Origin of the sequence: Limnohabitans sp. (assembly GCF_040401135.1) — a bacterium.
Classification (GTDB): Bacteria; Pseudomonadota; Gammaproteobacteria; order Burkholderiales; family Burkholderiaceae_C; genus Limnohabitans.
The window spans coordinates 69,530-93,706 of sequence record NZ_JBBAOV010000002.1 but is presented as its reverse complement, the minus strand read 5'-3'; the positions used below and the strand labels follow the sequence as shown (position 1 = coordinate 93,706).

23 protein-coding genes are annotated in these 24,177 nt (G+C 53.1%); 9 read left to right on the top strand and 14 right to left on the bottom strand.

Annotated features, from left to right (window positions below):
- Positions 1-75 precede the first annotated feature (75 nt).
- The 14 genes from ABWP81_RS01370 to ABWP81_RS01305 all read right to left on the bottom strand — a co-directional run bounded on the left by ABWP81_RS01370 (position 76) and on the right by ABWP81_RS01305 (position 13,855).
- A complete protein-coding gene (locus ABWP81_RS01370; protein WP_353138492.1) occupies positions 76-1,119 on the bottom strand; it encodes a YeiH family protein in 1,044 nt (347 codons plus the stop codon).
- Positions 1,119-2,114 carry an Ldh family oxidoreductase gene (locus ABWP81_RS01365; protein ID WP_353138489.1) on the bottom strand — a complete coding sequence of 332 codons (996 nt, stop codon included), beginning with the start codon at positions 2,112-2,114 and terminating at the stop codon, positions 1,119-1,121. Before ABWP81_RS01365 ends, ABWP81_RS01370 begins: the two co-directional genes overlap by 1 nt.
- 6 nt (positions 2,115-2,120) lie before the next feature.
- Positions 2,121-3,050, bottom strand: coding sequence for a hydroxyacid dehydrogenase (locus ABWP81_RS01360; protein ID WP_353138486.1), 930 nt, complete (start codon positions 3,048-3,050; stop codon positions 2,121-2,123).
- Positions 3,051-3,061: 11 nt separating this feature from the next.
- The gene (locus ABWP81_RS01355; protein ID WP_353138483.1) at positions 3,062-4,042 is read right to left on the bottom strand and encodes a Bug family tripartite tricarboxylate transporter substrate binding protein; all 981 of its coding nucleotides are present in this window, start codon (positions 4,040-4,042) and stop codon (positions 3,062-3,064) included.
- Positions 4,043-4,102: 60 nt separating this feature from the next.
- Complete coding sequence (locus tag ABWP81_RS01350; protein WP_353131616.1) at positions 4,103-5,278, bottom strand: UxaA family hydrolase; 1,176 nt, start codon at positions 5,276-5,278, stop codon at positions 4,103-4,105.
- 42 nt (positions 5,279-5,320) lie between these two features.
- Positions 5,321-5,602 (bottom strand): UxaA family hydrolase, encoded by a 282-nt coding sequence (locus ABWP81_RS01345; RefSeq protein WP_353131617.1) that lies wholly within the window; start codon positions 5,600-5,602, stop codon positions 5,321-5,323.
- A 231-nt stretch (positions 5,603-5,833) separates the two neighbouring features.
- Positions 5,834-6,835 (bottom strand): galactitol-1-phosphate 5-dehydrogenase, encoded by a 1,002-nt coding sequence (locus ABWP81_RS01340; RefSeq protein WP_353138480.1) that lies wholly within the window; start codon positions 6,833-6,835, stop codon positions 5,834-5,836.
- Positions 6,836-6,901: 66 nt separating this feature from the next.
- Positions 6,902-8,050, bottom strand: coding sequence for a 3-phosphoserine/phosphohydroxythreonine transaminase (gene serC, locus ABWP81_RS01335; protein WP_353138524.1), 1,149 nt, complete (start codon positions 8,048-8,050; stop codon positions 6,902-6,904).
- Positions 8,051-8,157: 107 nt separating this feature from the next.
- A complete protein-coding gene (locus ABWP81_RS01330) occupies positions 8,158-8,922 on the bottom strand; it encodes an SDR family NAD(P)-dependent oxidoreductase (protein WP_353138477.1) in 765 nt (254 codons plus the stop codon).
- Positions 8,919-10,232, bottom strand: coding sequence for a sulfopropanediol 3-dehydrogenase (hpsN, locus tag ABWP81_RS01325; RefSeq protein WP_353138474.1), 1,314 nt, complete (start codon positions 10,230-10,232; stop codon positions 8,919-8,921). Before hpsN ends, ABWP81_RS01330 begins: the two co-directional genes overlap by 4 nt.
- A 136-nt stretch (positions 10,233-10,368) precedes the next feature.
- Positions 10,369-11,427: an ABC transporter substrate-binding protein gene (locus tag ABWP81_RS01320; protein ID WP_353131622.1), complete on the bottom strand. Its 1,059-nt coding sequence runs from the start codon at positions 11,425-11,427 to the stop codon at positions 10,369-10,371.
- Positions 11,428-11,453: 26 nt separating this feature from the next.
- Positions 11,454-12,251, bottom strand: a complete 798-nt coding sequence (locus tag ABWP81_RS01315; RefSeq protein ID WP_353138471.1) for an ABC transporter ATP-binding protein — start codon at positions 12,249-12,251, stop codon at positions 11,454-11,456.
- A 27-nt stretch (positions 12,252-12,278) separates the two neighbouring features.
- On the bottom strand, positions 12,279-13,058 hold the full coding sequence (locus tag ABWP81_RS01310) for an ABC transporter permease (RefSeq protein WP_353138468.1): 780 nt from the start codon (positions 13,056-13,058) through the stop codon (positions 12,279-12,281).
- On the bottom strand, positions 13,055-13,855 hold the full coding sequence (locus ABWP81_RS01305; RefSeq protein ID WP_353138465.1) for an ABC transporter permease: 801 nt from the start codon (positions 13,853-13,855) through the stop codon (positions 13,055-13,057). Before ABWP81_RS01305 ends, ABWP81_RS01310 begins: the two co-directional genes overlap by 4 nt.
- A gap of 182 nt (positions 13,856-14,037) precedes the next feature.
- Between ABWP81_RS01305 and ABWP81_RS01300 the strand changes: the two genes are divergently transcribed.
- The 9 genes from ABWP81_RS01300 to ABWP81_RS01260 all read left to right on the top strand — a co-directional run bounded on the left by ABWP81_RS01300 (position 14,038) and on the right by ABWP81_RS01260 (position 24,174).
- Positions 14,038-15,057, top strand: a complete 1,020-nt coding sequence (locus ABWP81_RS01300) for a LacI family DNA-binding transcriptional regulator (protein WP_353138463.1) — start codon at positions 14,038-14,040, stop codon at positions 15,055-15,057.
- A 145-nt stretch (positions 15,058-15,202) separates the two neighbouring features.
- Positions 15,203-16,111: a DMT family transporter gene (locus tag ABWP81_RS01295; protein WP_353138460.1), complete on the top strand. Its 909-nt coding sequence runs from the start codon at positions 15,203-15,205 to the stop codon at positions 16,109-16,111.
- 191 nt (positions 16,112-16,302) lie between these two features.
- Complete coding sequence (locus ABWP81_RS01290; RefSeq protein ID WP_353138457.1) at positions 16,303-17,559, top strand: amino acid ABC transporter substrate-binding protein; 1,257 nt, start codon at positions 16,303-16,305, stop codon at positions 17,557-17,559.
- 75 nt (positions 17,560-17,634) lie between these two features.
- Positions 17,635-18,507: a branched-chain amino acid ABC transporter permease gene (locus ABWP81_RS01285; RefSeq protein WP_353131629.1), complete on the top strand. Its 873-nt coding sequence runs from the start codon at positions 17,635-17,637 to the stop codon at positions 18,505-18,507.
- A gap of 5 nt (positions 18,508-18,512) precedes the next feature.
- Complete coding sequence (locus tag ABWP81_RS01280; protein ID WP_353138454.1) at positions 18,513-19,445, top strand: branched-chain amino acid ABC transporter permease; 933 nt, start codon at positions 18,513-18,515, stop codon at positions 19,443-19,445.
- Positions 19,424-20,140 (top strand): ABC transporter ATP-binding protein, encoded by a 717-nt coding sequence (locus ABWP81_RS01275; RefSeq protein WP_353138451.1) that lies wholly within the window; start codon positions 19,424-19,426, stop codon positions 20,138-20,140. Before ABWP81_RS01280 ends, ABWP81_RS01275 begins: the two co-directional genes overlap by 22 nt.
- The gene (locus ABWP81_RS01270; RefSeq protein ID WP_353131632.1) at positions 20,130-20,864 is read left to right on the top strand and encodes an ABC transporter ATP-binding protein; all 735 of its coding nucleotides are present in this window, start codon (positions 20,130-20,132) and stop codon (positions 20,862-20,864) included. Before ABWP81_RS01275 ends, ABWP81_RS01270 begins: the two co-directional genes overlap by 11 nt.
- A gap of 115 nt (positions 20,865-20,979) precedes the next feature.
- A complete protein-coding gene (locus ABWP81_RS01265; RefSeq protein WP_353138448.1) occupies positions 20,980-21,903 on the top strand; it encodes a LysR family transcriptional regulator in 924 nt (307 codons plus the stop codon).
- 36 nt (positions 21,904-21,939) lie between these two features.
- The gene (locus tag ABWP81_RS01260) at positions 21,940-24,174 is read left to right on the top strand and encodes a hydantoinase/oxoprolinase family protein (protein ID WP_353138445.1); all 2,235 of its coding nucleotides are present in this window, start codon (positions 21,940-21,942) and stop codon (positions 24,172-24,174) included.
- Positions 24,175-24,177: the final 3 nt, after the last annotated feature.

Sequence of the window (24,177 nt, the reverse complement as noted above, 5' to 3'; positions counted from 1 at the left end):
AGCCCCAGAAAGACTGTTATCAATCATCTTAGGGCAGGTGGCGTGGAATAGCGTCGAGTAGCGCCAAGTGAGAAGTCAATTTTGGCCAATATTAAAAAAGAAAATGGCGCCAAACATAAAGCATGCGATCACTAGCGTCTCCGTCACCAGCATCAGAACAGGCTGCCAACCCACTTTGGCAAGTTCACCCAAACTTGTTTTAACACCAGCCGCGGCAATTGCGATGACCAGACACCATCGCGAGACGTTGTTGGCCATGTCAGTGACCACCGTCGGCACCCAGCCCGTACTGGCTAACATGACCAACGCCATGAAACCAATCAAAAAACCTGGCACCAAAGCAGGTGTCTTTTGGGACACTTGACTTGCGTCGTCAGAGGTTCCCCATTGGCGGTAGATGAATGCGATCAGCATCACCACAGGTAGCAGCAAAACAACACGGAACAACTTGACCACCGTAGCGGCATCCCCTGCTTCTGGCCCCATCATCATGCCGGCGGCGACCACTTGAGCCACGTCATGAATTGTGCTGCCCAGAAAAATACCTGATTGAACGGGTGGTGCAGACACCCAATTCAAAAACAAAGGATAAGCCACCATCGACAGCGTTGACAACACGGTGACACCCACGACGGCCATCAGAGTGAATCGCTCGTTTTCGCGCGTTGGCGGAAGCACTGAAGCAATGGCCATGGCAGCAGATGCACCGCATATGCCCACAGCTCCACCTGACAGCAAGCCCTCAGATGAGGGCCTTCTGAAAGCCTTGGCTAACAAAAGACCCGATGCGATAGTGATGCAAACCGCCGACACCAAGACTAAGCCCACATGAGTACCTAAATGCGTGACTTGTCCTAAAGTAATTCGAATGCCCAATAGAGCTACACCAAATCTAAGTACGGTGCGTGCGCAAAAGTTGATACCAATAATGTTGCTTGCTTGTTGAGACGAAAAATGAAGCGCCAGTCCAATCAAAAGGGCATAAAGCAGTTGCGGGCCGCCGTAGTGCTCAGACAAAAAGGTCGAGGACAGTGCGATAACAGTGCAAATCAAAATACCAGGAGCGTGTGTTTTGAGTTTTGTGCCCACCGAACCCAAGAGCTGATCTGAACGCCCCATCAGCACAAAGCGCGGATTGAGTCCAGCACCGCCTGAGACACATTGAGGCCTGTTTGCTTGGCCGCCGCGAGTAGCTGAATGCGCCGTTGACCCGGTAGGCGCACGCCTTCATCAGCCATCATGGCCGTTACCAGTGCCTCTATGCGCTCTGTGTAAACCGCATTACCACCCAGTGCCTTGGGGTCGATGACGATGAAGACTTGACCCAGTTGGGGTTGATTGCCTTGCGGCTTGAAAAACGTGTCTGCTTCAGCACCAAAGTGGGCGCCGGTCAAGGTGGTCACCAGTAACTCAACCACCAGCGCCAACATGGCCCCTTTGGTGCCGCCGATGGCAAGCATGGACCCTTCCAAACCTTTTTTGGGGTCGGTTGTGGGGTTCCCATCCTGGTCAAGGGCCCAGCCCAGCGGGATCGATTCACCCTTGTCGGCTGCCACCATCAACTTGCCGCGAGCAACCTCTGACAAGGACAGGTCGACGCTGACCGCAGGATGGCCCGTTCGGGGAAAAATCGCTGCAATGGGATTGGTGCCAAAAATGGCGCGCTTGCCCCCTGCTGCCGGCATGGCTGCAGGCGAGTTGCCACAAGCAATGCCGACCATACCCGCCTCTGCAACAGGATCCAAATGATAAGAAGCCATGCCGAAATGGTGGCTGTTGGTCACCGCGGCAATGGCGATGCCGTGCTGCCTGGCTCTGTCAATGGCTTGCTCAACAGCCATGCGGCAAGCAGGAAAAGCAAAGCCATTTGCTGCATCAATCAGCACGGCACCTGCGCGCTGGTTTTTGATCACCGGCACGGCATTCCCCACCACACGCCCCGCCTTGAGGTGGCCGACATACATGCTGACACGCGACAGGCCATGCGACGGCAGGCCGCTGGCTTCGGCAGTTACCAAAGCTTGCGCTGTGGCTTGGGCTTGGTCTTGAGATGCACCTGCATGGGTCAATGCCGATTCAACCAGTGCGTTGAGTTCTTCGTAAGCGTGAAGCATGGGAGATCAGACTTTCAGGGCATTCGCCACAGCGGACGCGATCAGAGTTGAAACGCGCACATTGGATTCGGCGGTAACACCCGCCACATGCGGAGTGAGGATGACGTTAGGGCAACCTTGCCAGAATGTGCCAGATCCGAGGGGCTCTGGCTCAAACACATCGAACGCCGCGCCTCCCAAGTGACCTTGGCGCAAAGCTTGGGCCACCGCTGATTCGTCCACAATGCCGCCGCGAGAGGTGTTGATGACAATGGCCCCCGGTTTCATCTGTGCAATACGCTGCGCCGATAAGAGGTTGCTTGTGTCAGGCGTCAACGGAACGTGAAGGCTGATGACGTCAGCTTGAGCGATGAGTTGATCTAGCGTGTTGGGATGAACACCTGATCTTGTCCACACCGAACTGTCGGGCGGCAACATAGGATCGTGTGCGACCACACGCATGCCAAGGCCTTGGGCTAATTTGGCGGTCAATTGACCGATTCCTCCAAAGCCGATCAGTCCGAGACAGGTGCCTGAAATTTCGCGCCCGTTCGACAGTGACGGCCGAGGCCATGCGCCATTGGCAACTTGCTCACTGGACTGATAAGCGCCGCGCAGCAAAAACATGGCTGTGCCGATGACGTATTCGGCGACAGCCAGCGCATTCGCGCCGGTGGCAGGGATCACTTGCATGCCTCGTGCTTCGCATGCTGCAACATCGATGTTGTCAAGGCCCACACCCAGTCGGCCAATGACGGTGGCCTGCGCGCAAGCTGCCAATAAGTCGCCCCGTACTTGGGTACGGTTGCGCACAATAACGGCATCGGCATTGGCCACACTGGCCATTAGGTGTTGGGTGTTATCGACCAGTTTCGGATCGTAGACAACGTTGAAACTAGTGCGCAAAGACGCTACAGCCGACTCGTCCATAAATTCGGTGATCACGATTTTTTTCATTTGGACCCGACTTAGGCAGCTTGAATGTTGCGGATCTTCACAATTTCACGCCATCGAGAAACATCTTTTTTGATGATCTCGCCAAATTCTGCTGGGCCAAGTCCCGTTGGGGTGAAGCCTATCGCTGCCACACGTTCATTGACTTCCTTCGTTCTCACCGCTCCTATCGCCTCTGCCGATATTTTTTCAATGATGGCCTTGGGTGTATCGAAAGGCATCATCAAGCCTGTCCAGTTTTCAAGCTCGACGCCAGGCATTCCGGATTCGGTAAATGTAGGTACATCAGGAAGCAAGGGGTGTCTTTTGCCGGAAGTCACGGCCAATGCACGTAACTTTCCAGATTTAACAAAGGCAACGCATTCGGGCATGTTGGACACGATGAAATCAAGCTGTGATCCCAACAGATCGTTGAGCGAAGGGGCGCCGCCTTTGTAGGGTATGTGAGTCACCTCAATTTTGGCGCTGTTGGCCAACAACTCAAGACCTAGATGAGGTGGTGTACCGTTGCCGCTAGATCCCGCATTGAGTCGTTTGGCGCGAGCCTGCGATAGAAAATCAGCCAGCGTCTTGGCGGGGTTACTTTCATTCACCACAAGCACCAGTGGGCTTGTCGCCAAATGGGCCACGGGCGCCAAGTTCTTTTCCAAGCTGTAAGGCAAGTTGCTAAACAGCGATTGGTTAACGGCGTGGGCCAGCGTCACTGCCAGCCATGTGTAGCCGTCAGGCGTGGCCTTTGCCGCCATATCCGCCCCCAAATTTGCACTGGCACCTGCGCGGTTGTCCACCAGAACGGTTTGCTTAAGTGACGTGCCGACATGGAGTGCGATCATGCGCGCCATCACGTCGGTCAAACCACCTGGAGCAAAGGGCACGATGTACCTTATCGGCTTAGATGGGTAGTCTCCCAAGCTCTGCGCGACCGCGAGTGAGGGAGCAGCAGACACGGCCGCAGCCGATGCCAAAGCGTGAAGAGTCAATCGTCTTGTAGTCATAACAATCTCCTTAGGGTTTAGAGGGTTGAACTGAGGAAGATGCCTCAGCCCAAAGAAGCATCAAGCACTTTCGAATAAGCGGGTCATCACAAATTCCCGGTGGCCCAGCGCTTCTGCTGAGGTGAATCGTCCGTTGATGGTTTGCATCATCATGTCGAGCAGCAAATCACCCGCCTCATCCATGGTTTGCTCTTGTTGCAGCAGGCCCGAGCAGTCCACATCAATGTGCTCGCCCATCAGGCGCACGGTACGAGGGTTGGCGCAGAGTTTGATCACGGGGACGATGGCATTACCAATAACGTTGCCCTGACCTGTAGGGAAAAAGTGCACCGCAAAACCTGAGGCCGCGCAAAGGGTCACCATTTCGGCAGCGGCCGACGATGAGTCCATGAACCACAAGCCCGGGCTTGTGGGCATTTCAGCCTTGCCTAGCACACCGTCCACCATGCATTCCTTGCCGATTTTTTGGATGTTGCCCAGGGCTTTTTCTTCGATGGTGGTCAAGCCACCTGCAATGTTGCCTTTGGTGGGTTGTGAGTCAGACAAATCGGTGGTGGCGTGACGCTTGATCATGTCCTGGTAGTCGTTAAACATTTTCATGAAGTCTGTCCGCACCTGTTCGGTTCGGCAGCGTGCGGCCACCAGATGCTCGCCACCTGTCAACTCGGAGGTTTCGCCAAACACCAAGGTGGTGCCCAAGCCATAAAGTTTGTCAAAGGCGTTACCCACCGTTGGGTTGGCGCCGCAGCCAGAGGTGGTGTCGGACTCCCCGCATTTGGTCGAAATCCAGAGGTCAGAAATAGGGCACTCCACGCGGTGCAAGCTGGTAGCGTGCTGCACCATCTTTTTGGCCGCCTTGGAGGCGCGCATGATGGTGTCGTGGTCGCCATGGCCCTCGATGCCGAAGCCCACCACAGGCTTGCCCGTGGCTGCAATGCCGTCGACCACGGTCTTGGTCCAACTGTCTTCAATGCCAATGACTACCACCGCTGCAACGTTGGGGTTTGAGCCTGCACCAATCAACGTGCGAAAGTGCAACTCCAGATCAGCGCCAAACTGCAAACGTCCATAAGGGTGTGGAATGGCCATGGTGCCCTTGACGGCGTGGGCCACAGCCTCTGCCGCTGCGTTGGATAGGTCGTCCAGCGGCAAGATGATGACGTGGTTGCGAACGCCGACGCGGCCGTTTTCACGACGATAGCCTCTGAAGGTGGTGTTTTTGTTAATGAGGGTCATGAGATAAACCTTGATGAGAATGAGTGGTCGTTAAGCGTTGAATTACCAACGCTTGGTTTTGATGTTGTGGACATGGGCGTGATCGCCAATGGCAATGGCTGCGACCACCTTGCCAATGTCTGTGCCGTATTTCATAACCGTGTCACCCAGTGCCATCGCCTTGACGGCCACTTTGTGTCCGATAGGGATGGCCGCATTGGCCTTGATCGTGATGGTGCGGTTGTCGTCCAAGATCAGCGCAGTCATGCTTTGACCGGCTTCGATGCCTTCAACGACGACGACAGCAACGCTGTCTTTTTCTTCATGCAGTACGCAATGGATCACAAAATTCTCCTTGAGTGGTTTGGATGGGTTGAAACATTTGGCGCCTGAGTTGTTGAACGCAAGCTTGAAGTCTGTTCTTGAAAATTAATATAAATCATCTATATGAATTAATGAGATGGTGTTTACCCCATGAGGCATTCAAATTACATGATTTGTGGAAGTGCGGGCAGGTGCCACAAGGCTTGTGGGCCTAAAACTATGGAGTTTGCAATGCCTGCGTTTTATAGCTTTTCAGGGCAATAAAACCAGTTTGCTGGATGCGATCTGGCCACTGTCAAGGTCTGCAAAAGCCTTTGCACCATCGGCCATCGGCACACTTTCTACCCACGACAAATCGCCAAATGCCCCCTCGTACAACAACTTCACGGTGGCTCGCAAATCTGCTGTGGTGTAGGTGTAAGTGCCCATCAGTGTGATCTCTGCCAAGGTGAGCTTGCGCATGTCGATCTCGCTTGCCCAGTCTTGCAGACCAATGTGCATGACCACACCACCTGGTTTGACGGCATTAAGGGCGGCGACCCGGGTGAGCTTGCTACCCACGGCATCAATGACATAGTCAAAACCATTTTCTTCAGCCGAAGTTGTACGTGGATCGTAGGTGGTGACCCCCGCGTGTTTTTCAGCCGATTGGCGTCTAAGTGGATTGACTTCGGCCAATACCGTTCCACGTGCGCCATAGGTCTTTAGCAACAAGGCGGCCAACATACCAATCGCACCACCGCCAATGATCAGCGTGCGATTTTCTGGCAAAGGCCGAGCCATGGCCTTGAGGCTCATGTTGATGGCATGCAGCGCAGTGGCCGCAGGTTCGGTCAGGGCCGCCTGAATGGCGGGCATGTCTTGAGGCATCTCAATCAGTGAAGCTGCCGGAATAGCCATGAATTGGGCAAAAGCTCCCGGGCGCGTCATGCCCACCATGGTGCGGCGGCTGCATAAATTGTTGCGACCTTGCACGCAGTAGTCACAAACGCCACAGGTGATGAGTGGATTGCCCGTCACGCGTTGACCTAGCGTGAAGCCGGGCGCATCGCTTTTCACAACGGTGCCGCAAAATTCGTGTCCTAAAACCAGCCCGGGTTTGCGGCGTGGGTCGTGACCGTGATAAGCGTGCATATCAGAGCCGCAAATGCCCACGGCATCAATGCGTAAAACCACTTCGCCCGCAACCAAGTCGGGTTCAGGGCGGTCTTGGATTTGGACTTCGAGTGGGTTGGTGTAAACGAGTGCTTTCATGGCATGTGTTCCGAGTTAGGTTGTTGCGTGAATTATTTAGAGCATGCGCTTGAAGGGTGTTTGAAATTAAGCTGCAGAATCTTTGGTGCGATAGGTCTTCAAAAAACCTGCCATGAAGTCTGCCAATACCTCGGCTTGATGCACGCTGACACCGTTGTACAAACTGGCCCTTAAATACTTACCAACTCCAAATGGGGTCAGCGTTCTTAAGCCTACGATGCCCTGTTCCCAGCCTTGGATCAGGAAGTCCCGGGTGGTTTCCTCATCGCCACCGGCGACATCAAAGGGGATGTTCATGCGGCTGCGGATGGAGGGATCTGCGATTGGGGTGGAATAAAACCCCTCCGACTTATCGATCAAGTCGTACAGCATGGACGACTTTGCAATAGCGCGGCGCTCCATTTCATGCACACCACCCTGCGCGATCATCCATTGCATATAAATGTTGACCACCTCGACATTGAAGGTGGCGATGGTGTTCCACAAATTGCCCTCACGCGCATTGGTGGTGTAGCAAAGCACGCCTGGGCAAAGTTGGCTAGGCGTGCCCAGCAAGTCTTTTCGAATCACGCACAGTGTCAACCCGGGGTGACCGATGTTTTTGGATGCGCAGGCATACAGAACGCCCACGTTGCTGCCTAACCAGTCAATAGGCTTGGTGGAAAAGTCTGACGATGCGTCAATCACCAAGGGGGCTTTGATGCTCAGCTTGGGAAGCTGATGCAACTCAATCCCGTTCACCGTTTCATTCGAGCAAAGGTACACATACTTGGATTCAGGATCTAAATGTTCAAAGGATGGGTTATGGGTAAACGTGCCATCTGTGTTCTCGGAGGAAACAACAATGGGGCGGCAATATTTTGAGGCGTCGGACAAGGCGCGTTTGGACCAAGTGCCATTGACCAAGTAGGTCGCTTTTTCATCGCCCTTGGGGCAAAGGTTGAGCGGGACCGCCGCAAACTGTCCGTGCCCACCACCATGCATAAAAAGAATTTCATACTGTTCAGGAATGTTCATTGCCATGCGGCAGCGTTGCACCACGTTGGCAAGGATGTCTAAAAACTCAGGTGACCGATGCGACAAATACATCGAGCACATGCGTTCCGCGTCGAACAAGGCCTTGATGCTTGTCTGAACCTCAACCGCAAGACATGTCGGTCCAGGGCTGAAATTCAGCGGCGTCACACCGCTGGGGGGAAGCAACGACCCAATCATGGCCGGATGAGTGTCGGCTGGTTTCAAAGCCTTGACCTCGCGCTTGGGTTAAAACCCATCCAATAAGTATCTAGTAACGACATGATTCTTCCTTGTGCTTAGGGGTGCTACTTTGCGGAAAAGCCACCGTCAATCATGATGGTTTGTCCAGTTATGTAGCTGGACGCATCGCTGGCCAGGAAAACAGTCAAGCCATACAAGTCGGTTAAGTCACCATTGCGGCCGATACAGGTTTGGTCGGCATTCTTTTGTGCAGCCTGCGCATTGCCAAACACCGTCGCAGTTAAGGCGGTTGGAAAAAAACCTGGCCCCACCGCATTGCAGTTGATGCCTTTAGTTGACCATTCCTGCGCCATAGCCCGGGTTAACTGCACCACGCCGCCCTTGCCTGCGCCATAAGGAGCGCTGTTGCCGAAGGCGCGGTAGCTTTGCAAGCTGGCGATGTTGATTATTCGGCCCCACCCACGTTTGGCCATGGAAGGTGCCAGGGCCTGAGTCAAAAAAAACGGCGCACTCAGGTGAAGGTTGATCTGGGTTTGCCAGCTCTCGGGCGTCACCTGGGCGAAGGGTTCTCGCAAGTTGACGCCTGCAGCGTTAACGAGAATATCCACCGGACCAAGCGCCAGCGCATTAGCAGCACCTGTCCCCGCGGCGAGCACGTCGGACAGGTCACACGTCAAGCAGTTGACCACGACACCCTGCTCGCGCAATTTATCGGCTGCTTGCTCCAGCTCTTCGAGACGACGCGCCATCAGCACCACCTTGGCTCCGGCCAAACCAAGCGCCGTTGCCATGGCTTGCCCGATGCCGGAGTTACCGCCCGTGACCAATGCGGTTCTTCCCTGCAGACTAAAGAGAGACTCCAGTTTCATAACTTGACCTGCTCGCCCAGTTCAAACTGCTGACCTGGAAAATATTTGGCCAATCGGTCATCGGCAGTTCGGGCATGGGCCTCCATCCCCTCCAACCTTGAAATACGCGCTGTGGCCAGACCAATATCGCGCGCAGCAGCGCGAGTCATTCGTTGCCAGGTAAAGGTTTTCATAAACTTATGAACCGATAAACCCCCTGAATAACGGGCTGCTCCTTTAGTGGGCAACACATGGTTTGGGCCACTGGCCTTGTCGCCATAGGCCACAGTGGTTTCTTCGCCTAAAAACAAGGAGCCATAACAGGTCAGTGTCTTGAGCCACCAATCTAAGTCTTTGGCGTGCACTTCCAAGTGTTCACTGGCATATCGGTCGGAGATTTCCACCACCTCGTCTCGTGTGTCACACAGCATCACTTCGCCATAGTCGCGCCATGCAGATCCAGCTGCATCACGTGCCGTGGGGGGCAGCAAGTCAATCAGCTTGGGCACCTGCCGCATAACTTCTTCAGCCAAACTTCGGCTGGTTGTAAAAAGCCATGCTGGCGATTCATGGCCGTGCTCAGCTTGTCCTACAAGGTCGCTGGCCACAATGGCAGGGTCAGCGGTTTCGTCCGCAATGATGCCGATCTCGGTGGGGCCCGCAAAAACATCGATGCCCACTTTGCCGAACAAGGCTCTTTTCGCTTCAGCTACAAATTTATTACCTGGTCCCACGATCACATCTGCAGGCTTACCAGTGAACAAACCATCGGCCATCGTGGCAATGGCTTGCACCCCACCCAGCGTCATGATGATGTCGGCGCCAGCCTTGTTGAAGGCGTAGAGAAGATACGGGTGCATCGGGCCACCGCGGAAGGGACCCGAGCAGGCAATGATGGTCTTAACGCCCGCTGCCTTGGCAGTTGCCACACCCATGTAGGCGCTGGCAATGTGAGCGTAACGACCTGCTGGCGCGTAACAGCCCGCCACGTTGACTGGCATTACGCGTTGACCTGCCGTAACGCCAGGGTGCAGTTCGACCTCAAACTCGGAAAGTGAGCGCCGCTGTGCTTGTGCGAAGTCATACACCTGTTTGATTGCGAAATCAATGTCGGCCTTGACCTGCTCTGGTACTTCGCGCGCATTGGCTTCAATTTGCTCTTGGGTAACTATCACTTCACCCGTCCATTGATCCAAATCGTTGGCGTACTTGCGCACGGCTGCTTCTCCGTTTTTCTGAATCTCTGCGAGCATGGTGTTGACAACTTTTTGAGCCGTTGCTGTCTCGGTTTCAGGCGTCTTGTCCGCTTTTTTCAAATACGTGATGGCCACGTTGTTCTCCTGGTTTAGGTGGTTTGTTTAAATCAAGGCAAAAGATTTGCTAAGCGCCTCATCAATAGCCCAAGACAATAAAAGTCAATAATCAACTGGGGCCCACGCAAGAAACATGGCGCCCCAGGTGAACCGATTACCGTGTTGAGTTGGCCATCTCGCGCAACTTGACGTCAGCCTGCACCATTTGCATGTATTCGTCTGTCACAAAATCAGCCACAGCAGGAACTTGTTGAACAGCACCTGTTTCACGCATGAACCCAGACAGCTCTGTAAACCATCCGTCCATTTTGGAGTTCGCAGCGCCACCTGTTCGTTCCATGGTTTTGAGTTGTTGAGCTAGCGTGAAAGTTGGGCGGCTTTCAAACTCTTTATTCATAGCCGCATCACTGATGCTGACGCCACCTTTGGCGTAAAAGTCTTTCATCATGCGAATAGCTTCTGGACGGTTCGCGCTCATCCAACTCCAGGCGCGCAGATAGACCGCCAGGAATTTGGCAACGTTCTGTGGGTTTTGCTTGGCATAGTCACCCCGTGCGATCAAAGCACCAGGCACGATGGCTCCGCTGTCCTTGCCACTGCACAGCATTTTTGCGCCAGCTTTTTCTTCCACCGTGTAGGTGTTGGGTGCCCACATGCCTGCCAAGTCGGTGTTGTTGGAAGACAGTGCCGAAATGATTTCGGCTTGCCCCATGTTTTTCATGACCACATCAGATTTTTTGAGACCGTACTTTTTCAAGCAAGCCTGCACAGCGAAGTCAGCTGTTGAATTTTGAGTCAAAGTGATCGTCTTACCACGCAAAGTTCCAGCCGGATCTTTTGCAAATTCAGCCGCTGATTTACTGCTGCCCACTAGACCATTGGCTGCAGATTCATCATTGGTGATACCGATAGTTTTTATGCCAAAACGAACATGCCCCAGCACCGCAGGCACCGAGCCAGTACCTCCCACATCCCACGACCCTGCTGCAGAAGCTGCGATTTGAGGAACACCAGCAGGGAAAGTTGAAAATTCTGGTGCCAAACCTGCTTCTTTCCACCAGCCTTTTTCAGTCGCAATATGAAAGGGCAAGGCCCAGTAAAGAGATGGTTGGTAGCTGATTTTGATAGGCGTCAATGCCTGTGCCTGAGCGTTACTTGAAATACCAAAAACAAGGCTAATGCCGAGTGCAGCGGCTGCAGTGAATTGCTTCATGTCGATGTCTCCTTTTGGGTTGTAGTTCAATGATCTGAGCCCGCGTGCTCTTCACGCAAAGACTTCCAGATTCGGGTGCGTAAATGGACAAAGCTTTCCTGATCCATCACGTCTTCAATCTTGCTGTGCTGGTCCCACTTTTCGGCTTCACGGACGGACTTCACATCAAGAATTTCTTTAATTTTTCCCGGCCGGCTTGTCATGACGACAACGCGATCTGCCAGATAAACAGCTTCTTCTACAGCGTGGGTAATAAAAAGGACGGTGCGTGGGTTTTTACGAGCTAGCTTGACAAGCTCCTCTTGCATCACCACTCGGGTCTGTGCATCAAGCGCACCAAAGGGCTCATCCATAAGTAGCACTTGAGGGTTCAGCGCGTAGGCCCTTGCAATGGCAACGCGTTGTTGCATGCCTCCTGACAGTTGATGCGGGTAAGCGCTTTCGTACCCTTTCAGGTTCATCAAAGCGATGTAATGGGTTATCAGACTTTCTCTTTCTTCTTTGTCAATCCCTTGGCCACGCAGTCCAAAATCTATGTTGTCATGAACTGTTTTCCATGGAAACAGTGCGAATTGCTGAAATACAACCGCTCGATCTGGACCCGGCCCAGACACCAGAATATCGTTGACCTTCACGCTGCCAGTGCTTGGAAATTCAAGGCCCGCGGCCATACGCATACAGGTTGTTTTTCCACACCCCGATGGTCCGACGATAGCTACGAATTCTTCGTCTTGCACTGTCAGATTGATGTTGTCAAGGATAAGAAAGTCTTTGCCGTCGCGCTCAAAAACGCGGCTGACATCGCTGAACTCAATAGTGGCCATGTGAATTATTTCTGTAAAAAAGACTTCTTAAACATTCCTGTGTCTCAGCAGGACTTTTTCCAAACGTCGAATCAGTATGTCGATCACCACGCCAATTGCACCGATGGCAATCATTCCCACCATCACTGTGTCTGTAGCCAAGGCGCTTTGTGCGCGCAGAATCAAATTACCCATTCCGCTACTCGCGACGATGAGTTCAGCGCCAACGAGCGACAGCCACCCCAGCCCCGCGCCAATGCGCAAGCCTGCGATGATTGAAGGCACGGCCGCAGGAAATAGCACTTCTGTAATTGTTTTAAAACTACCTACGCCCAGCATGCTGGCAGCTTCCAGGTATCGAACCTCGACGTTCCGTGCTCCGCGATAAGCGTTGATCAAGCAAGGAGGGAAAGCCCCAGCAAAGATGATCAATGTCGGGCCACCGATGCCCGTGCCAAACCAAAGCGCTGCAAATGGCACCCAAGCAACAGGCGCTATGAATCTCACGCCATCAAAAATTGGAGTGATGACATCGTCCAGCAGCCGGTACCAGCCCATCGACAAACCTAAAGGAATGCCCACCAGTGCAGCCAATCCAAAGCCCATGCCAAATCGCTTCAAGCTGGCGGCCATGTGTTCCGGCAAGGTGGCACCTGCAAATGGTTTGTCCATGAGTTCGAAAAGTTTGAACAAGACCTCATGTGGCATTGGTAAAAATTGAGGTGGTGCAAATTGGAGTACCCGCGCCAGATACCAAAAGGCAAAAAAACCAACTGTTCCTGTGATCGTCAAAATCCAAAAGTGTTGTGGATTAAGGTCTTTTTTCATGTGGCCACTCTTCCTTTGCGCCAAGGCATAGCGTGGTTTTCTAGAGCCCCCAGCACCCAAGTAGTTGAGGCACCGCATATGCCAACTAACACCATGGCCAGAAGAATCATGGCTGGGAAAATGTCTTGAGCGGCTTGGTTCAAGATACTTCCAAGACCATAAAGTGCACCAATCAGTTCAGCCGCGACAAGCGTTGTCCAACTCGCCTGCAATGAAAGCCGAAGACCCGTGAAGATCATTGGCATTGCCCCTGGCACCAGCACTTCGGCAACCATGCGCCACCCTTTGATGCCGAGCATGCTGGCTGCCTCCATGACTGGGGCGTCTATGTTGCGAACCCCGGTGTAACTGTTGATGACCGACGGGACAAAAGCAGCAACAAAAATAACCAGAATCTTTGAGCCATCGTCTAGGCCTAACCAAACAATGGCCAAAGGAATCCAAGCCAAAGGTGGGATAGGACGTAGCAGCAAAAATGTAGGGTTGATGAGCGCTTCAGCACGGCGTGAATAGCCCATCAGCAAACCAAGGGGAACACCGACGCTAACTGCGACGGCAAAACCCATTGCCACGAGTTTTAAACTGTGCAGCACATGCTGGTGTAACTTGCCATTTCCGTAGCCCTCGGTCTGAATGAATGTGAATGCACTCAGAACTTCGTCTGGACGAGGAAAGCGTGATGGATTGATCCATCCGGTTAACGTGGTGGCAAAGTACCAAAAGACCAGCAATAGCAGGATCGTTGCGAACCCCACAATTCCGCGACGGTATTTTTTTCTTTGGGTTAATCCCACCATGCTTCCTTTCAACAGTCTTCGAAAAAACAATTTCTAAAATGTAAGCGCTTGCATGTACTTTCATTTTGTTGATCTCCGTTGTCAATCATGGAAACCCGAATACACCAAAAAGACAGGGAAAACACTGACTATTTATCTTGAGAGCGCTTACATATTTGTCGGCCTCGACGTTTTCTTGTGGCATGCTGAAAACCATGAATCAACGCATCACCATTGAAGAAGTCGCGCGATTGGCTGGCGTCTCTACTGCAACTGTTTCTCGCGTTCTCAGCAGGCCCGAGGTGGTTAGTGACCAAACACGAGAACAAGTCATGACGGCGATCACGCAGCTTGATTACCAACCTGATGCTGCTGCACGCGCTTTGGCTTCTGGACGAACCCATACTGTTGGATGCGTCATACCCACACTGGATCACGCTATCTTTGCGCGTAGCACGCAGGCTATGCAAACGACGCTGGCTCAGGCGGGATACCAATTGTTGGTCGCCAGCCATGAATACGATCCTGTCACCGAGTTTGAATTGGTTCGCGCACTACAACAGCGCGGAGTGGATTCTTTGGTCTTGGTTGGAACTGACCACGCACCCCGCCTTTGGAAAGCTTTGAGCGACTGGCGTAAGCCAACTTTGCTAACTTGGTCATGTGATCCACGCTTACCGTCGCTTGGGTTTGATAACGAGGGCGCCGCTCGATTAGCTGCAACTCATTTGCTGGAATTGGGACATCGCTGTATTGGGGTGATCTCTGGTTTGACAGCTAACAACGATCGCGCACGCAGTCGCATTGATGGCGTGCGCAAATCACTCACTCAGGCAGGTCTGTCATTACTTCCCACGTTGGTCACCGAGCAAGCTTTTAATCTCGAGGGCGGGCGTTTAGGTTTAAGGAAGCTGATGGCTAATCGAAAAAAACCTACAGCAATTTTTTGTGGAAACGACCTGTTGGCAGTGGGCGCGCTGCTAGAAGCTCAGCGTATGGGCCTGCACGTCCCGAGTGATCTTTCAATTTGCGGCATCGATAACCTTGAGATCGCTGAAGCGATCAACCCGGGACTGACGACCGTCAGTCTGCCGACACAAGATCTTGGTCGGCTGGCTGCTAAATCCATGCTGTCTGCCATTTCGGGTGAAGTGATTGCTGCGCAATCACTTTTGCCATTTGAGTTGGTGATCCGTGGTAGCACAGCATCTCCGCGAAAATAACACTCGATGAAATTTGGCCCTAAATGCCATTTGGGCGCTGTTAGCACGAGGTATTTAACGTGACTTAATTCGAGACTTTTTTTCTGTCTTGTCCTGAAAAGTCAAAGTACCATGCAAAAAATTTAAAAGCCTAAGTTGCAAAATAATGTCTACAAACGCAGCATCTGCCTCGAGTGATATCAACTCCCTAGACTTATTGTTGATTTTGTTAGTCACGGTTTCATGGGGGTTGAATTACCCGATCATGAAATTTGTTGTTACGTCTTATCCACCACTCACATTCCGAGCCTTCACCTTCACCATAGGTTGTGTTTTGCTGGGCGCTTATGCGTTGCGAAGTGGCGAGTCACTGCACGTCCCAATGTCCGAGAGGTGGCTTGCCTTTAAGTTGGGCATGCCCAATATGGTGCTGTGGCATCTTGGGTTGATTTACGGCATGACCTTGCTCAACTCAGGGCGCGCAGCCATTGTGGGTTACACCATGCCTGTTTGGGCTCTTTTGGCGAGTGTTCTGATGTTCAAGAACACATTAACCCTGCGCGGCATGATGGGTGTTTTTTGTTCGTTGCTGGCCACGTTTTTATTGGCAAGAGACGAGATGTCAAATTTTGCAGGACAGCCGCTGGGTTTGGTCTGCACCCTCGCCGCGGCCATGGCTTGGGGCGTGGGCAACGCCATGATGAAAAACTGCAAGATCAGCATCTCCAGCATCACGTTGACCTTCTGGATGCTGATGTTGGCCGCGATTTGTTTTATCTTTTTAGCACTTGTCTTTGAGCAAGACCGCTGGGCTTGGCCAACTTGGATTCAATTTGCAGCCATTCTTTATGCAGGTGGTGTTACGTTCGCCATCAGCTATGTGGCCTGGTTTCGTGTGGCTCGAAAGTTGACGCCCGTAGCGAGCGGGTTGTCCATCATGCTGGTTCCCATGATAGGACTCATAGGGGGCTATTGGATGCTCAACGAAGTGGTGGCAGTGGCTGACATCACGGCCTTGTTGTTGATCCTCCTGGCAATGGCCATTGTGTTGATCCCCGGTCGTAAAGTTACTTAAAAATAAAGTCTCCATTCGCTCCCAAGCTCTAATTTTTTTAGGGGTTTCCCCGTGCATAGACGGTGTGAAAAATGAAATTAGACCTAAACATTTTCTGGGATGTCACACACGTTACAAGCTAAAAAATAATCTACGGAATACTGACCTGTGTCATGAAAATGACCGATCAAAAAAATCTTAAGGAGACAACCATGGATTCAATTCGTCGCAAACTGTTGGGCACTGCATCAGCAGTTGCGTTGACCGGAGGTCTGGCCGCAGGTGGAAATGCCTTTGCCTCTGAGCCCATCAAAATCGGTATGAGCATGCCACAAACGGGTGGTTTGGGTGGTGGCGGCAAAGCTGCACTGTTGGCCATTCGCATGTGGGTTGAAGATGTCAACGCCAAGGGCGGATTACTTGGTCGCAAAGTTGAATTCATCTACTACGACGACCAAAGTAACCCTGCTAACACTCCGGGCATTTACACCAAGCTGCTGGACGTCGACAAAGTTGACTTGTTGATTGCCCCCTACGCGACTGGACCCACGGCACCGATCATGCCGTTGGTCAAGCAAAGACAAAAACTGTTGATGGGCAACTTCTCGTTCCAAGTTAACGCGAAAACTAAACACGACATGTGGTTCAACAATGCGCCCTGGAATACGGCCGAAGGTTGGGCCAAAGGTTTTATGGAGGCAGGACGCTCCACAGGTGCCAAGACGGTTGCGATCTTGGCAGAAGACGGTGAATTTGCACAAAACTTGGCTGATGGTGCGCGTCCTTACTTCAAGTCATTGGGCTTGAACATTGTTTACGATCAAAACTACCCCCCTACCACCAAAGATTTCTCGTCTTTGATTCGCGCCATTCGTGCCTCGAACGCTGAGATCGTTTTCGTGGCCTCTTACCCAGGTGCATCTGCGGCCATCGTCAACTCGATCAGCGAGATCGGTTTGGGTTCACAGGTGAAGATTGTGGGCGGCGCCATGGTGGGCTTGCAGTTCACACCCATCGCTGTGAACTTGGGTAGCAAGCTCAACGGCATCACCAACTTCCACTCCTATGTACCTGGTATGCCATTGCCAGATGTCGACGCTTTCTTGAAGCGCTACACGGTCCGCGCAAAGGCTGAAAACACAGACGAGTTGGGCTTTTACCTGTCGCCTTTCAACTATGCGATTGGTGAAATGCTAGAGCAGGCCATCAATGCCACCAAGAGCATTGACGACCGCAAGTTGGCTGATTACTTGCGTAAAAACGAAATGAAAACCATCGTCGGACCCATCAGGTTTGACGAGAACGGCGAACGTGCCAACGTGCGTTTGATCACAGCGCAGTTCCGTGGTCTGAAAGACAAAGACCAAGAACAATTTCGCAGTCCAGCCAGACAGGTCATTCTTTCACCCGCTGCAGACAAAACAGGCGATTTCGTTTCGCCTTACCTAAAAGCAGCCGAAGCAAAGTAATTTGCTCAGCTTGGTTTGGCCCATGTCGAGGACTGTCCGCAACGGTCCTCGACACGTTTTGGTTGATAAAAAATTATGTTCTCATTCGAGCTTCTTTATGAAGCAGTCTTATTTGGTCTGCTGCTGGGATGTTTTTACGCCGCTGTCAGCCTAGGCTTATCCGTGGCCTTCGGCTTGCTAGATGTGCCGCATGTGGCGCATCCAGCGCTGTTAATAGTTGGCTCATATGGCGCTTACTTATTGGGCGGCTGGGGTATTGATCCCCTGCTTTCAGGGTTGCTGCTCATGCCGGTATTTTTTGTCGTTGGCATGTTGTTGTACCGCTTTTATTACGAAACCTTTGAGCGTCGTGGCAGCGCGGCAGGCGTCAACGGGTTGGCCTTTTTCTTTGGCATTGCTTTCATTGTGGAAGTTTTGCTGGTGCTCGCTTTCGGTGTTGACCAGCGTTCTGCGGAGGCCGACTACATCGGCGCAAGTCTAAAAATAGGTGAGCTGCGTATTCCCTACCGTTTGGTGGTGGCAGCTGCGGTGGCTTTGTTGTTGACCGTGGTGTTAACAACTTTTTTCTCCCGCACCTTTGTGGGCCGTGCCATCAAAGCCGTCGGTCAAGACGAAGGCGCATTGCGCTTGATGGGCGCTGACCCCGTCAAGATCAAACAACTTGCATTTGGCATTGCCACTTCGGTGAATGCTCTTGCCGGTGCGATGCTGATTATTGTTAGTCCCGTCGATCCCACGATGGACCGCATTTATATCGGTCGTACGTTTTGTGTGGTGGTGCTGGCGGGTATGGGCAGCATGAGCGGCACATTGGTCGCAGGTTTAGTTTTGGGTGTGGCAGAGTCAATTGTGCTCACCATGTTTGGTGCATCTTGGGCAACGGCCGTCGCATTTGGTTTGTTGTTGTTGATGCTCGGTATTCGGCCACAAGGCCTTTTTGGCAGGTAAGTGACATGAAATACTGGTTTGTATCGGCTTTGGCATTAGTGGCCGCCGCTGCATTGGCACTCTCAGGCGCCAATGAGTATGTTTTTTTTGCTGGATTTGTTGTTCTTCAAGCCATTGTTTTGGCCACCGCATGGAATATCTTGGGGGGTTACGCCGGCTATGTGAATTTCGGCGTTCCTGGCTTTGTAGGGGTGGGTGCCTATAGCGCACTGGCTGTTCACCTCCTGTTCAACGCGCCGATCTTGGTGCAGATCTTTGCAGGGGCGGTCCTGGCAGGATTGCTCGGATTAGCGGTGGGTATGTTGACCCTGCGTCTGCGAGGTATTTTCTTCTCCATCGCTACTGTGGCGGTGGTCTTCATCCTTGAAGCGGTTGTGATGAACACGCGCTTCTTGGGAGGAGCCACAGGTTTGCAACTCACTCGACCCAATGAGGTGTGGCTGTTTGACTCTTACACGCGCATGCTGTTTGTTGTGATGGCCTTGATGGCAGTCGTGGCCGTTTCCATTGCGCGTTATGTACAAAACTCATACATCGGTCAAGGTTTGCGCGCCGTGCGTGACTCTGAAGAGGCCGCCGATTGCTCGGGTGTGCCGACTTTGAAACTCAAGCTGATTGCGTGTGCCATTTCTGGCGCGCTGCTGGGTGTAGCAGGTGCCCCGATGCCCATGTACTTGAGCTATATCGAACCAGCATCTACATTCAATTTGCACTACGCAGTGATTGCGCTGGCCATGCCGATCATTGGAGGTACCTCACATTGGTTGGGTCCATTGATTGGCGCTTTGATTTTGGGAACCTTGCAACAAATCGTGACGGTCACCATATCGAGCGAGCTCAACGTTTTGGTGGTGGGTGTGTTGCTTGTTGTGTTCGTAGTTGCCGCCCCTGATGGCGTGATTGGATTGATAAAAAAATGGAAAACATCCTCGAAGTAAAGGGCGTTGGCAAAAACTTTGGGGGGTTCACCGCGCTCAGCGGAGTGAATTTATCCATTCGTAAAGGCGAACGCTTGGGCCTGATTGGCCCCAATGGTTCTGGAAAAACCACCTTGATCAGTTGCATTTCAGGTGCACTGCAAAATGACCTGGGTGAAATCGTCTTCAATGGCAAACCCATACAAACATTGCCTGCCTATGCGCGTACTCGGCTTGGGATAGCGCGTAGTTTTCAGATTCCGCGCCCATTTCATAGCATGACTGTTTTAGAAAATCTCATGGTGCCCTTGGCCTATGTTGGGGGTGTCAGCGGCGCTAAAGCCCACGATCAGGCGCTTGAAATTTTGAATGAAATGGGTTTGGCCGACAAAGCGCATGCCGGTTCCTCTTCGCTCTCGCAAGTCGAGTTGCGAAAGATGGAGTTGGCCCGTGCCATGGCCGCCAAACCTCAACTGTTGATTTCTGACGAAGCCATGGCAGGCCTGTCTGGCAGCGAATGTGATGACGTGTTGGACATCTTGATCAAACTCAACAAGCAAGGCATCACCATCATCATGATTGAGCACATCATGCAGGCCGTGATGCGTTTCTCTGAACGTCTCGTGTGTTTGGACGCTGGGCAAATCATCTGTGATGGTGACCCCAAGTCAGTTGTAGCTAATCCACAAGTTCAAAGGGCTTATCTTGGCGATTAAATTAGACATCAAAGATATTGCAGCCAGCTACGGTGCAGTACGCGCGCTTCACAGCGTGAGCTTGAATCTCAGCCAAGGCCAAACCGTGGCCTTGCTCGGCACCAATGGCAATGGCAAAAGCACACTGATGAAGTGTGTGATGGGTATGGTTCGACCTTCGCGTGGCTCCATCCACTTGGAGATCGATGGCCAAACACACGACCTGACACAACTCTCTACACAAGAAATTGTTAATTTAGGCGTTGCCATGGTGCCGGAGGGGCGCCGCTTGTTCCCTAAACTGACGGTGGAGGAGAACCTGCTATTGGGCGCTTATCGAGAACAGGCACGCCCACAGATTGCCGATAACTTGGCATTCAGTTTCGAAGCGTTTCCAGTTTTGGCTGAGCGCCGCAAGCAGTTGGCGGGTTCGATGTCTGGTGGACAACAACAAATGCTGGCCATCGCGCGCGCCCTGATGTCCTCACCACGTTTATTGTTGGTGGATGAACCCTCGGTCGGTTTGTCGCCTTTGTTGGTGTCTCAAACCATCACCAAACTTAAAGAACTTAAAGACCGCTATCAGTTGACGGTGCTGATGGCTGAACAAAACTTCAACCAAGCGATGCGTGTGGCTGATTACGGATACATCATTGTTCATGGAGAGATCGTGTTTCACAGCGATGTCGCTGCTTTGAAAGAAAACGATCTAGTCAAGAGCTTCTACTTAGGCGGTAGCCATTAAAGAGAATGGGCTTGTGGTGACCAAGTCATACCCCTCATAGACTGGGGAATGCACTAACTTTTCGGAGCGGCGTGTATGCCATGCTGATTTAACTTTTCACTCGAGGTGGTAGACGTTGAATCTCAAGCAACTGACGCTGTTTCAGCACATTGCGGAGTTAGGCAGCATGACTCGTGCAGCCAGTGTGCTGCATGTCTCGCAACCCTTGTTGACGCGGCAGATGCAGGCGCTAGAAAAAGAGCTTGGCGTGATGCTTTTCCTGCGTTCCGACAAGGGTGTGCAATTAACCCCTGCTGGGTTGGCGCTGCTGGAGCGCTCGCGCACGGTGCTGCAGCAGATGCGCCAGTTGCAGGACGACATTGGCATGTATGCGCACCGACCGCAAGGCGAGCTACGACTGGGGCTGCCGCCGTCACTTTTTGATCTGGTCAGTGTGCCTTTGGTAGACGGCTTTTGCCGCACCTACCCTGAGGTTAGAGTGCATGTGCAAGAAGGCCTGAGCGCTTGGCTGCACGAAGCCGTGCTCACCGGCCGACTCGACACCGCCTTGGTTTCTGATGCGGAGCCGATGGACATGCTCATCAGCCGGCCTGTTTTGCAAGAGCCGTTGTTGTTGGTGGGTCCGGCCAAAGGCCCCTTGCGGGCGGACTGCCCGATCAGCGCCGAGTCGCTTCTGGAGCGTCGCATGATCATGACCAGCCGGCCCAATGCGATGCGCCGAATCATCGATCAATCACTTGCGCAGATACCGCGTAAGTTGCTGCCGTCCATAGAGACTAACTCGGCACGCATGCTGCTGGAGTTGGTCGTGCAAGGCCCGTATTTCACTGTGCTGCCCTACAGTGCAGTGGCTATGGCCTATCGGCAAGGCAGGGTAACCATCGCACCGATTCAAGACTTATCGATTACTTGGACGCTGGTGACGTCTCGGGAACAAAGCCTATCGCTGGCTGGGCACAAGCTGCGCGACAACCTCGCCGAAATCTGTCGCAACCAAGTCCAATCTGGCCAATGGCCCGGTGCCCGCTGCCTACCCTGAGGGAGAAATTGGGCATGACTCGAAGGCATGGGATCTATGCCTCTTAAACATGCTCTGTCGCTCAAACATGCGCTTAAATCAATTGACTCGAGCCAAGCCAAACGTCCGCCGGGCATGGCGGCTCGAAAAATACCAGGAGTAGCAAGGATGGAGAGTTTCCAAGTCGGGGTAGACATCGGCGGCACCTTCACCGATTGCGTCGTGATCACCGACGCAGGTGAACTGGTGGCAGCAAAATCACCCTCAACACCCCCCCATTTCGCCCAAGGCATGCTGAATTCCATGGCGGCTGTCGCCGAGCGCCTTGGTCTACCTTTTGCCGATTTTTGCAGCCGTATTCGGTTGCTGACGCACGGCACTACGGTGGGCACCAACGCCTTGATTCAGCGCCGTGGGGCCCGAGTCGGTCTGATCACCACCAAGGGCCATGAGGACATCATTCACATCATGCGGGGTTCACGGGGCATTGACTCGCGCCACCTAAACCAACTGGTGCATTTTCCAGAAAGTCAAAAACCAATTCCCATCGTGCCCAAGCGCTACATAAGAGGCGTTTCTGAGCGGGTTGACTGCATGGGCGATGTGGTGGTGGAGCTGAACGAACAAGAGGTTGAACGCTGTGTGGACGAGCTGCTCGCCTTAGGCGTGGAGTCCTTCGCCGTCTGTTTGTTGTGGTCGTTCAAACATCCGCAACACGAGCTGCGCATCAAGCAGATTATTCAAAAGCGCGCACCCAATGTCTTCATCAGCTGCTCGGTGGAGCTGGCACCCAAGTGGGGAGAGTACGAGCGACTGACCGCCGCCGCCTTGAATGCCTACATCGGCCCGGTCACTTCCAATTACCTGCGTCAGTTGGTCGAACAACTCAAAAAGGCTGGCTACCGTCATCCCTTACAAATCACCTCCTGCGGCGGCGGCTCTATTTCGGTGGACCGTGCCATTGAAGCTCCCCTGCTCACGCTGGACTCGGGCCCGGTTTCAGGGGTCACCGCTTCGCAGTATTTAGGACAACTGATCGGTTGTGCCGACATCATTACCACGGACATGGGGGGCACCAGCTTTGACGTGGGCGTCATCGCCGGAGGGCGACCCGCTTACAACTCGGTGGCCAATGTGGCCCAGTATGAATACTTCATCCCGAAGGTCGACATCCAGGCCATCGGCTCCGGCGGAGGATCGTTGGCGCGGGTCGACCCAGTCACGCGAACCTTGCGGGTGGGCCCAGAATCGGCTGGCGCCGACCCAGGACCCGCCTGTTATGGCAAAGGCAACACCGTTCCCACAGTGACCGATGCCGATGTGGTGCTGGGGTATATCGATCCAGATAATTTCTTGGGTGGGCGCATCAAACTTGACCGCGAAAAGTCGGTGCAGGCTGTCGAAAAAGTAGCCCGCGAAATCGGACTGAGCCTGATGGAAACAGCTGCAGGCATCGCCAAGATCGCCGAGTTCAAAATGGCCGACATCATCCGCAAAACCACGGTGGAAAAAGGTCTAGACCCACGTGACTTCACGGTGTTTGCTTTTGGCGGCGCTGGGCCCGTACATGCGGGTGTGTTCGCGCGCGAATTGGGGGTGCAAAAAGTGCTGATCCCCTTGAACCGCATCGCGTCGACATGGTGTGCCTTTGGCGCGGCCACAGCAGACATCCTGCACGTTCACGAACAGGTGGAAATCCAGAGCTCAACGTTCGAGCTGGCCCGTGTTAACCGCGTGCTGACCGGTTTGTGTAAGCGGGCCATGGACCAGATGCGCGGCGACGGCATCAAGCCTGCAGCGGTGCAGCTGCGTTTTTCGATTGACATGCGCCACCGCGGCCAGATGAACGAGGTGGAGGTCGAATTGCCCACTGCTGTTGACCGCAGCTCGCCCCGGCTCACCCTGGCCTTGCTCGGGCAACTAGAGCAAGCGTTCTATGCACGCTATGAAAGCATTTACGGCAAGGGTTCGTCTTATGGTGATGCCCGCTTGGAAATGGTGACCTTCCGGGTGCGGGCTCGCAGCGCGACCCAATCGCTCAAGTTGCGCCGAAAAGTCAAGCGCAAGCCGGCCGATGCATCGGCGGCACGCACCGGTCACCGATCGGTGTATTGGAGTGACCTAGGCAAGTCTGTCAAGACACCCATTTATGACGGTGCGCAAATCAGCTTTGGCCAAACAGTCAGCGGGCCAGCGGTGGTGGAAACCACCGACACCAATATCGTGGTGCAACCGCAGCAGGTGCTGCAGGTTGATGCACTGGGTAATTTTGAACTTCACTTCGGGAAATGAACC

Excerpts from the sequence above, each read along its gene's own strand:
- ABWP81_RS01330 (WP_353138477.1), bottom strand. The coding sequence starts at position 8,922 with ATGAAACTGGAGTCTCTCTTTAGTCTGCAGGGAAGAACCGCATTGGTC.
- ABWP81_RS01365 (WP_353138489.1), bottom strand. The coding sequence starts at position 2,114 with ATGCTTCACGCTTACGAAGAACTCAACGCACTGGTTGAATCGGCATTG.
- ABWP81_RS01285 (WP_353131629.1), top strand. The coding sequence starts at position 17,635 with ATGTTCTCATTCGAGCTTCTTTATGAAGCAGTCTTATTTGGTCTGCTG.
- ABWP81_RS01290 (WP_353138457.1), top strand. The coding sequence starts at position 16,303 with ATGGATTCAATTCGTCGCAAACTGTTGGGCACTGCATCAGCAGTTGCG.
- ABWP81_RS01320 (WP_353131622.1), bottom strand. The coding sequence starts at position 11,427 with ATGAAGCAATTCACTGCAGCCGCTGCACTCGGCATTAGCCTTGTTTTT.
- ABWP81_RS01355 (WP_353138483.1), bottom strand. The coding sequence starts at position 4,042 with ATGACTACAAGACGATTGACTCTTCACGCTTTGGCATCGGCTGCGGCC.
- ABWP81_RS01370 (WP_353138492.1), bottom strand. The coding sequence starts at position 1,119 with ATGGGGCGTTCAGATCAGCTCTTGGGTTCGGTGGGCACAAAACTCAAA.
- ABWP81_RS01310 (WP_353138468.1), bottom strand. The coding sequence starts at position 13,058 with ATGAAAAAAGACCTTAATCCACAACACTTTTGGATTTTGACGATCACA.
- ABWP81_RS01275 (WP_353138451.1), top strand. The coding sequence starts at position 19,424 with ATGGAAAACATCCTCGAAGTAAAGGGCGTTGGCAAAAACTTTGGGGGG.
- ABWP81_RS01340 (WP_353138480.1), bottom strand. The coding sequence starts at position 6,835 with ATGAAAGCACTCGTTTACACCAACCCACTCGAAGTCCAAATCCAAGAC.
- ABWP81_RS01350 (WP_353131616.1), bottom strand. The coding sequence starts at position 5,278 with ATGACCCTCATTAACAAAAACACCACCTTCAGAGGCTATCGTCGTGAA.
- ABWP81_RS01260 (WP_353138445.1), top strand. The coding sequence starts at position 21,940 with ATGCCTCTTAAACATGCTCTGTCGCTCAAACATGCGCTTAAATCAATT.
- ABWP81_RS01280 (WP_353138454.1), top strand. The coding sequence starts at position 18,513 with ATGAAATACTGGTTTGTATCGGCTTTGGCATTAGTGGCCGCCGCTGCA.
- ABWP81_RS01360 (WP_353138486.1), bottom strand. The coding sequence starts at position 3,050 with ATGAAAAAAATCGTGATCACCGAATTTATGGACGAGTCGGCTGTAGCG.
- ABWP81_RS01295 (WP_353138460.1), top strand. The coding sequence starts at position 15,203 with ATGTCTACAAACGCAGCATCTGCCTCGAGTGATATCAACTCCCTAGAC.
- ABWP81_RS01300 (WP_353138463.1), top strand. The coding sequence starts at position 14,038 with ATGCTGAAAACCATGAATCAACGCATCACCATTGAAGAAGTCGCGCGA.
- serC (WP_353138524.1), bottom strand. The coding sequence starts at position 8,050 with ATGATTGGGTCGTTGCTTCCCCCCAGCGGTGTGACGCCGCTGAATTTC.
- ABWP81_RS01305 (WP_353138465.1), bottom strand. The coding sequence starts at position 13,855 with ATGGTGGGATTAACCCAAAGAAAAAAATACCGTCGCGGAATTGTGGGG.
- ABWP81_RS01315 (WP_353138471.1), bottom strand. The coding sequence starts at position 12,251 with ATGGCCACTATTGAGTTCAGCGATGTCAGCCGCGTTTTTGAGCGCGAC.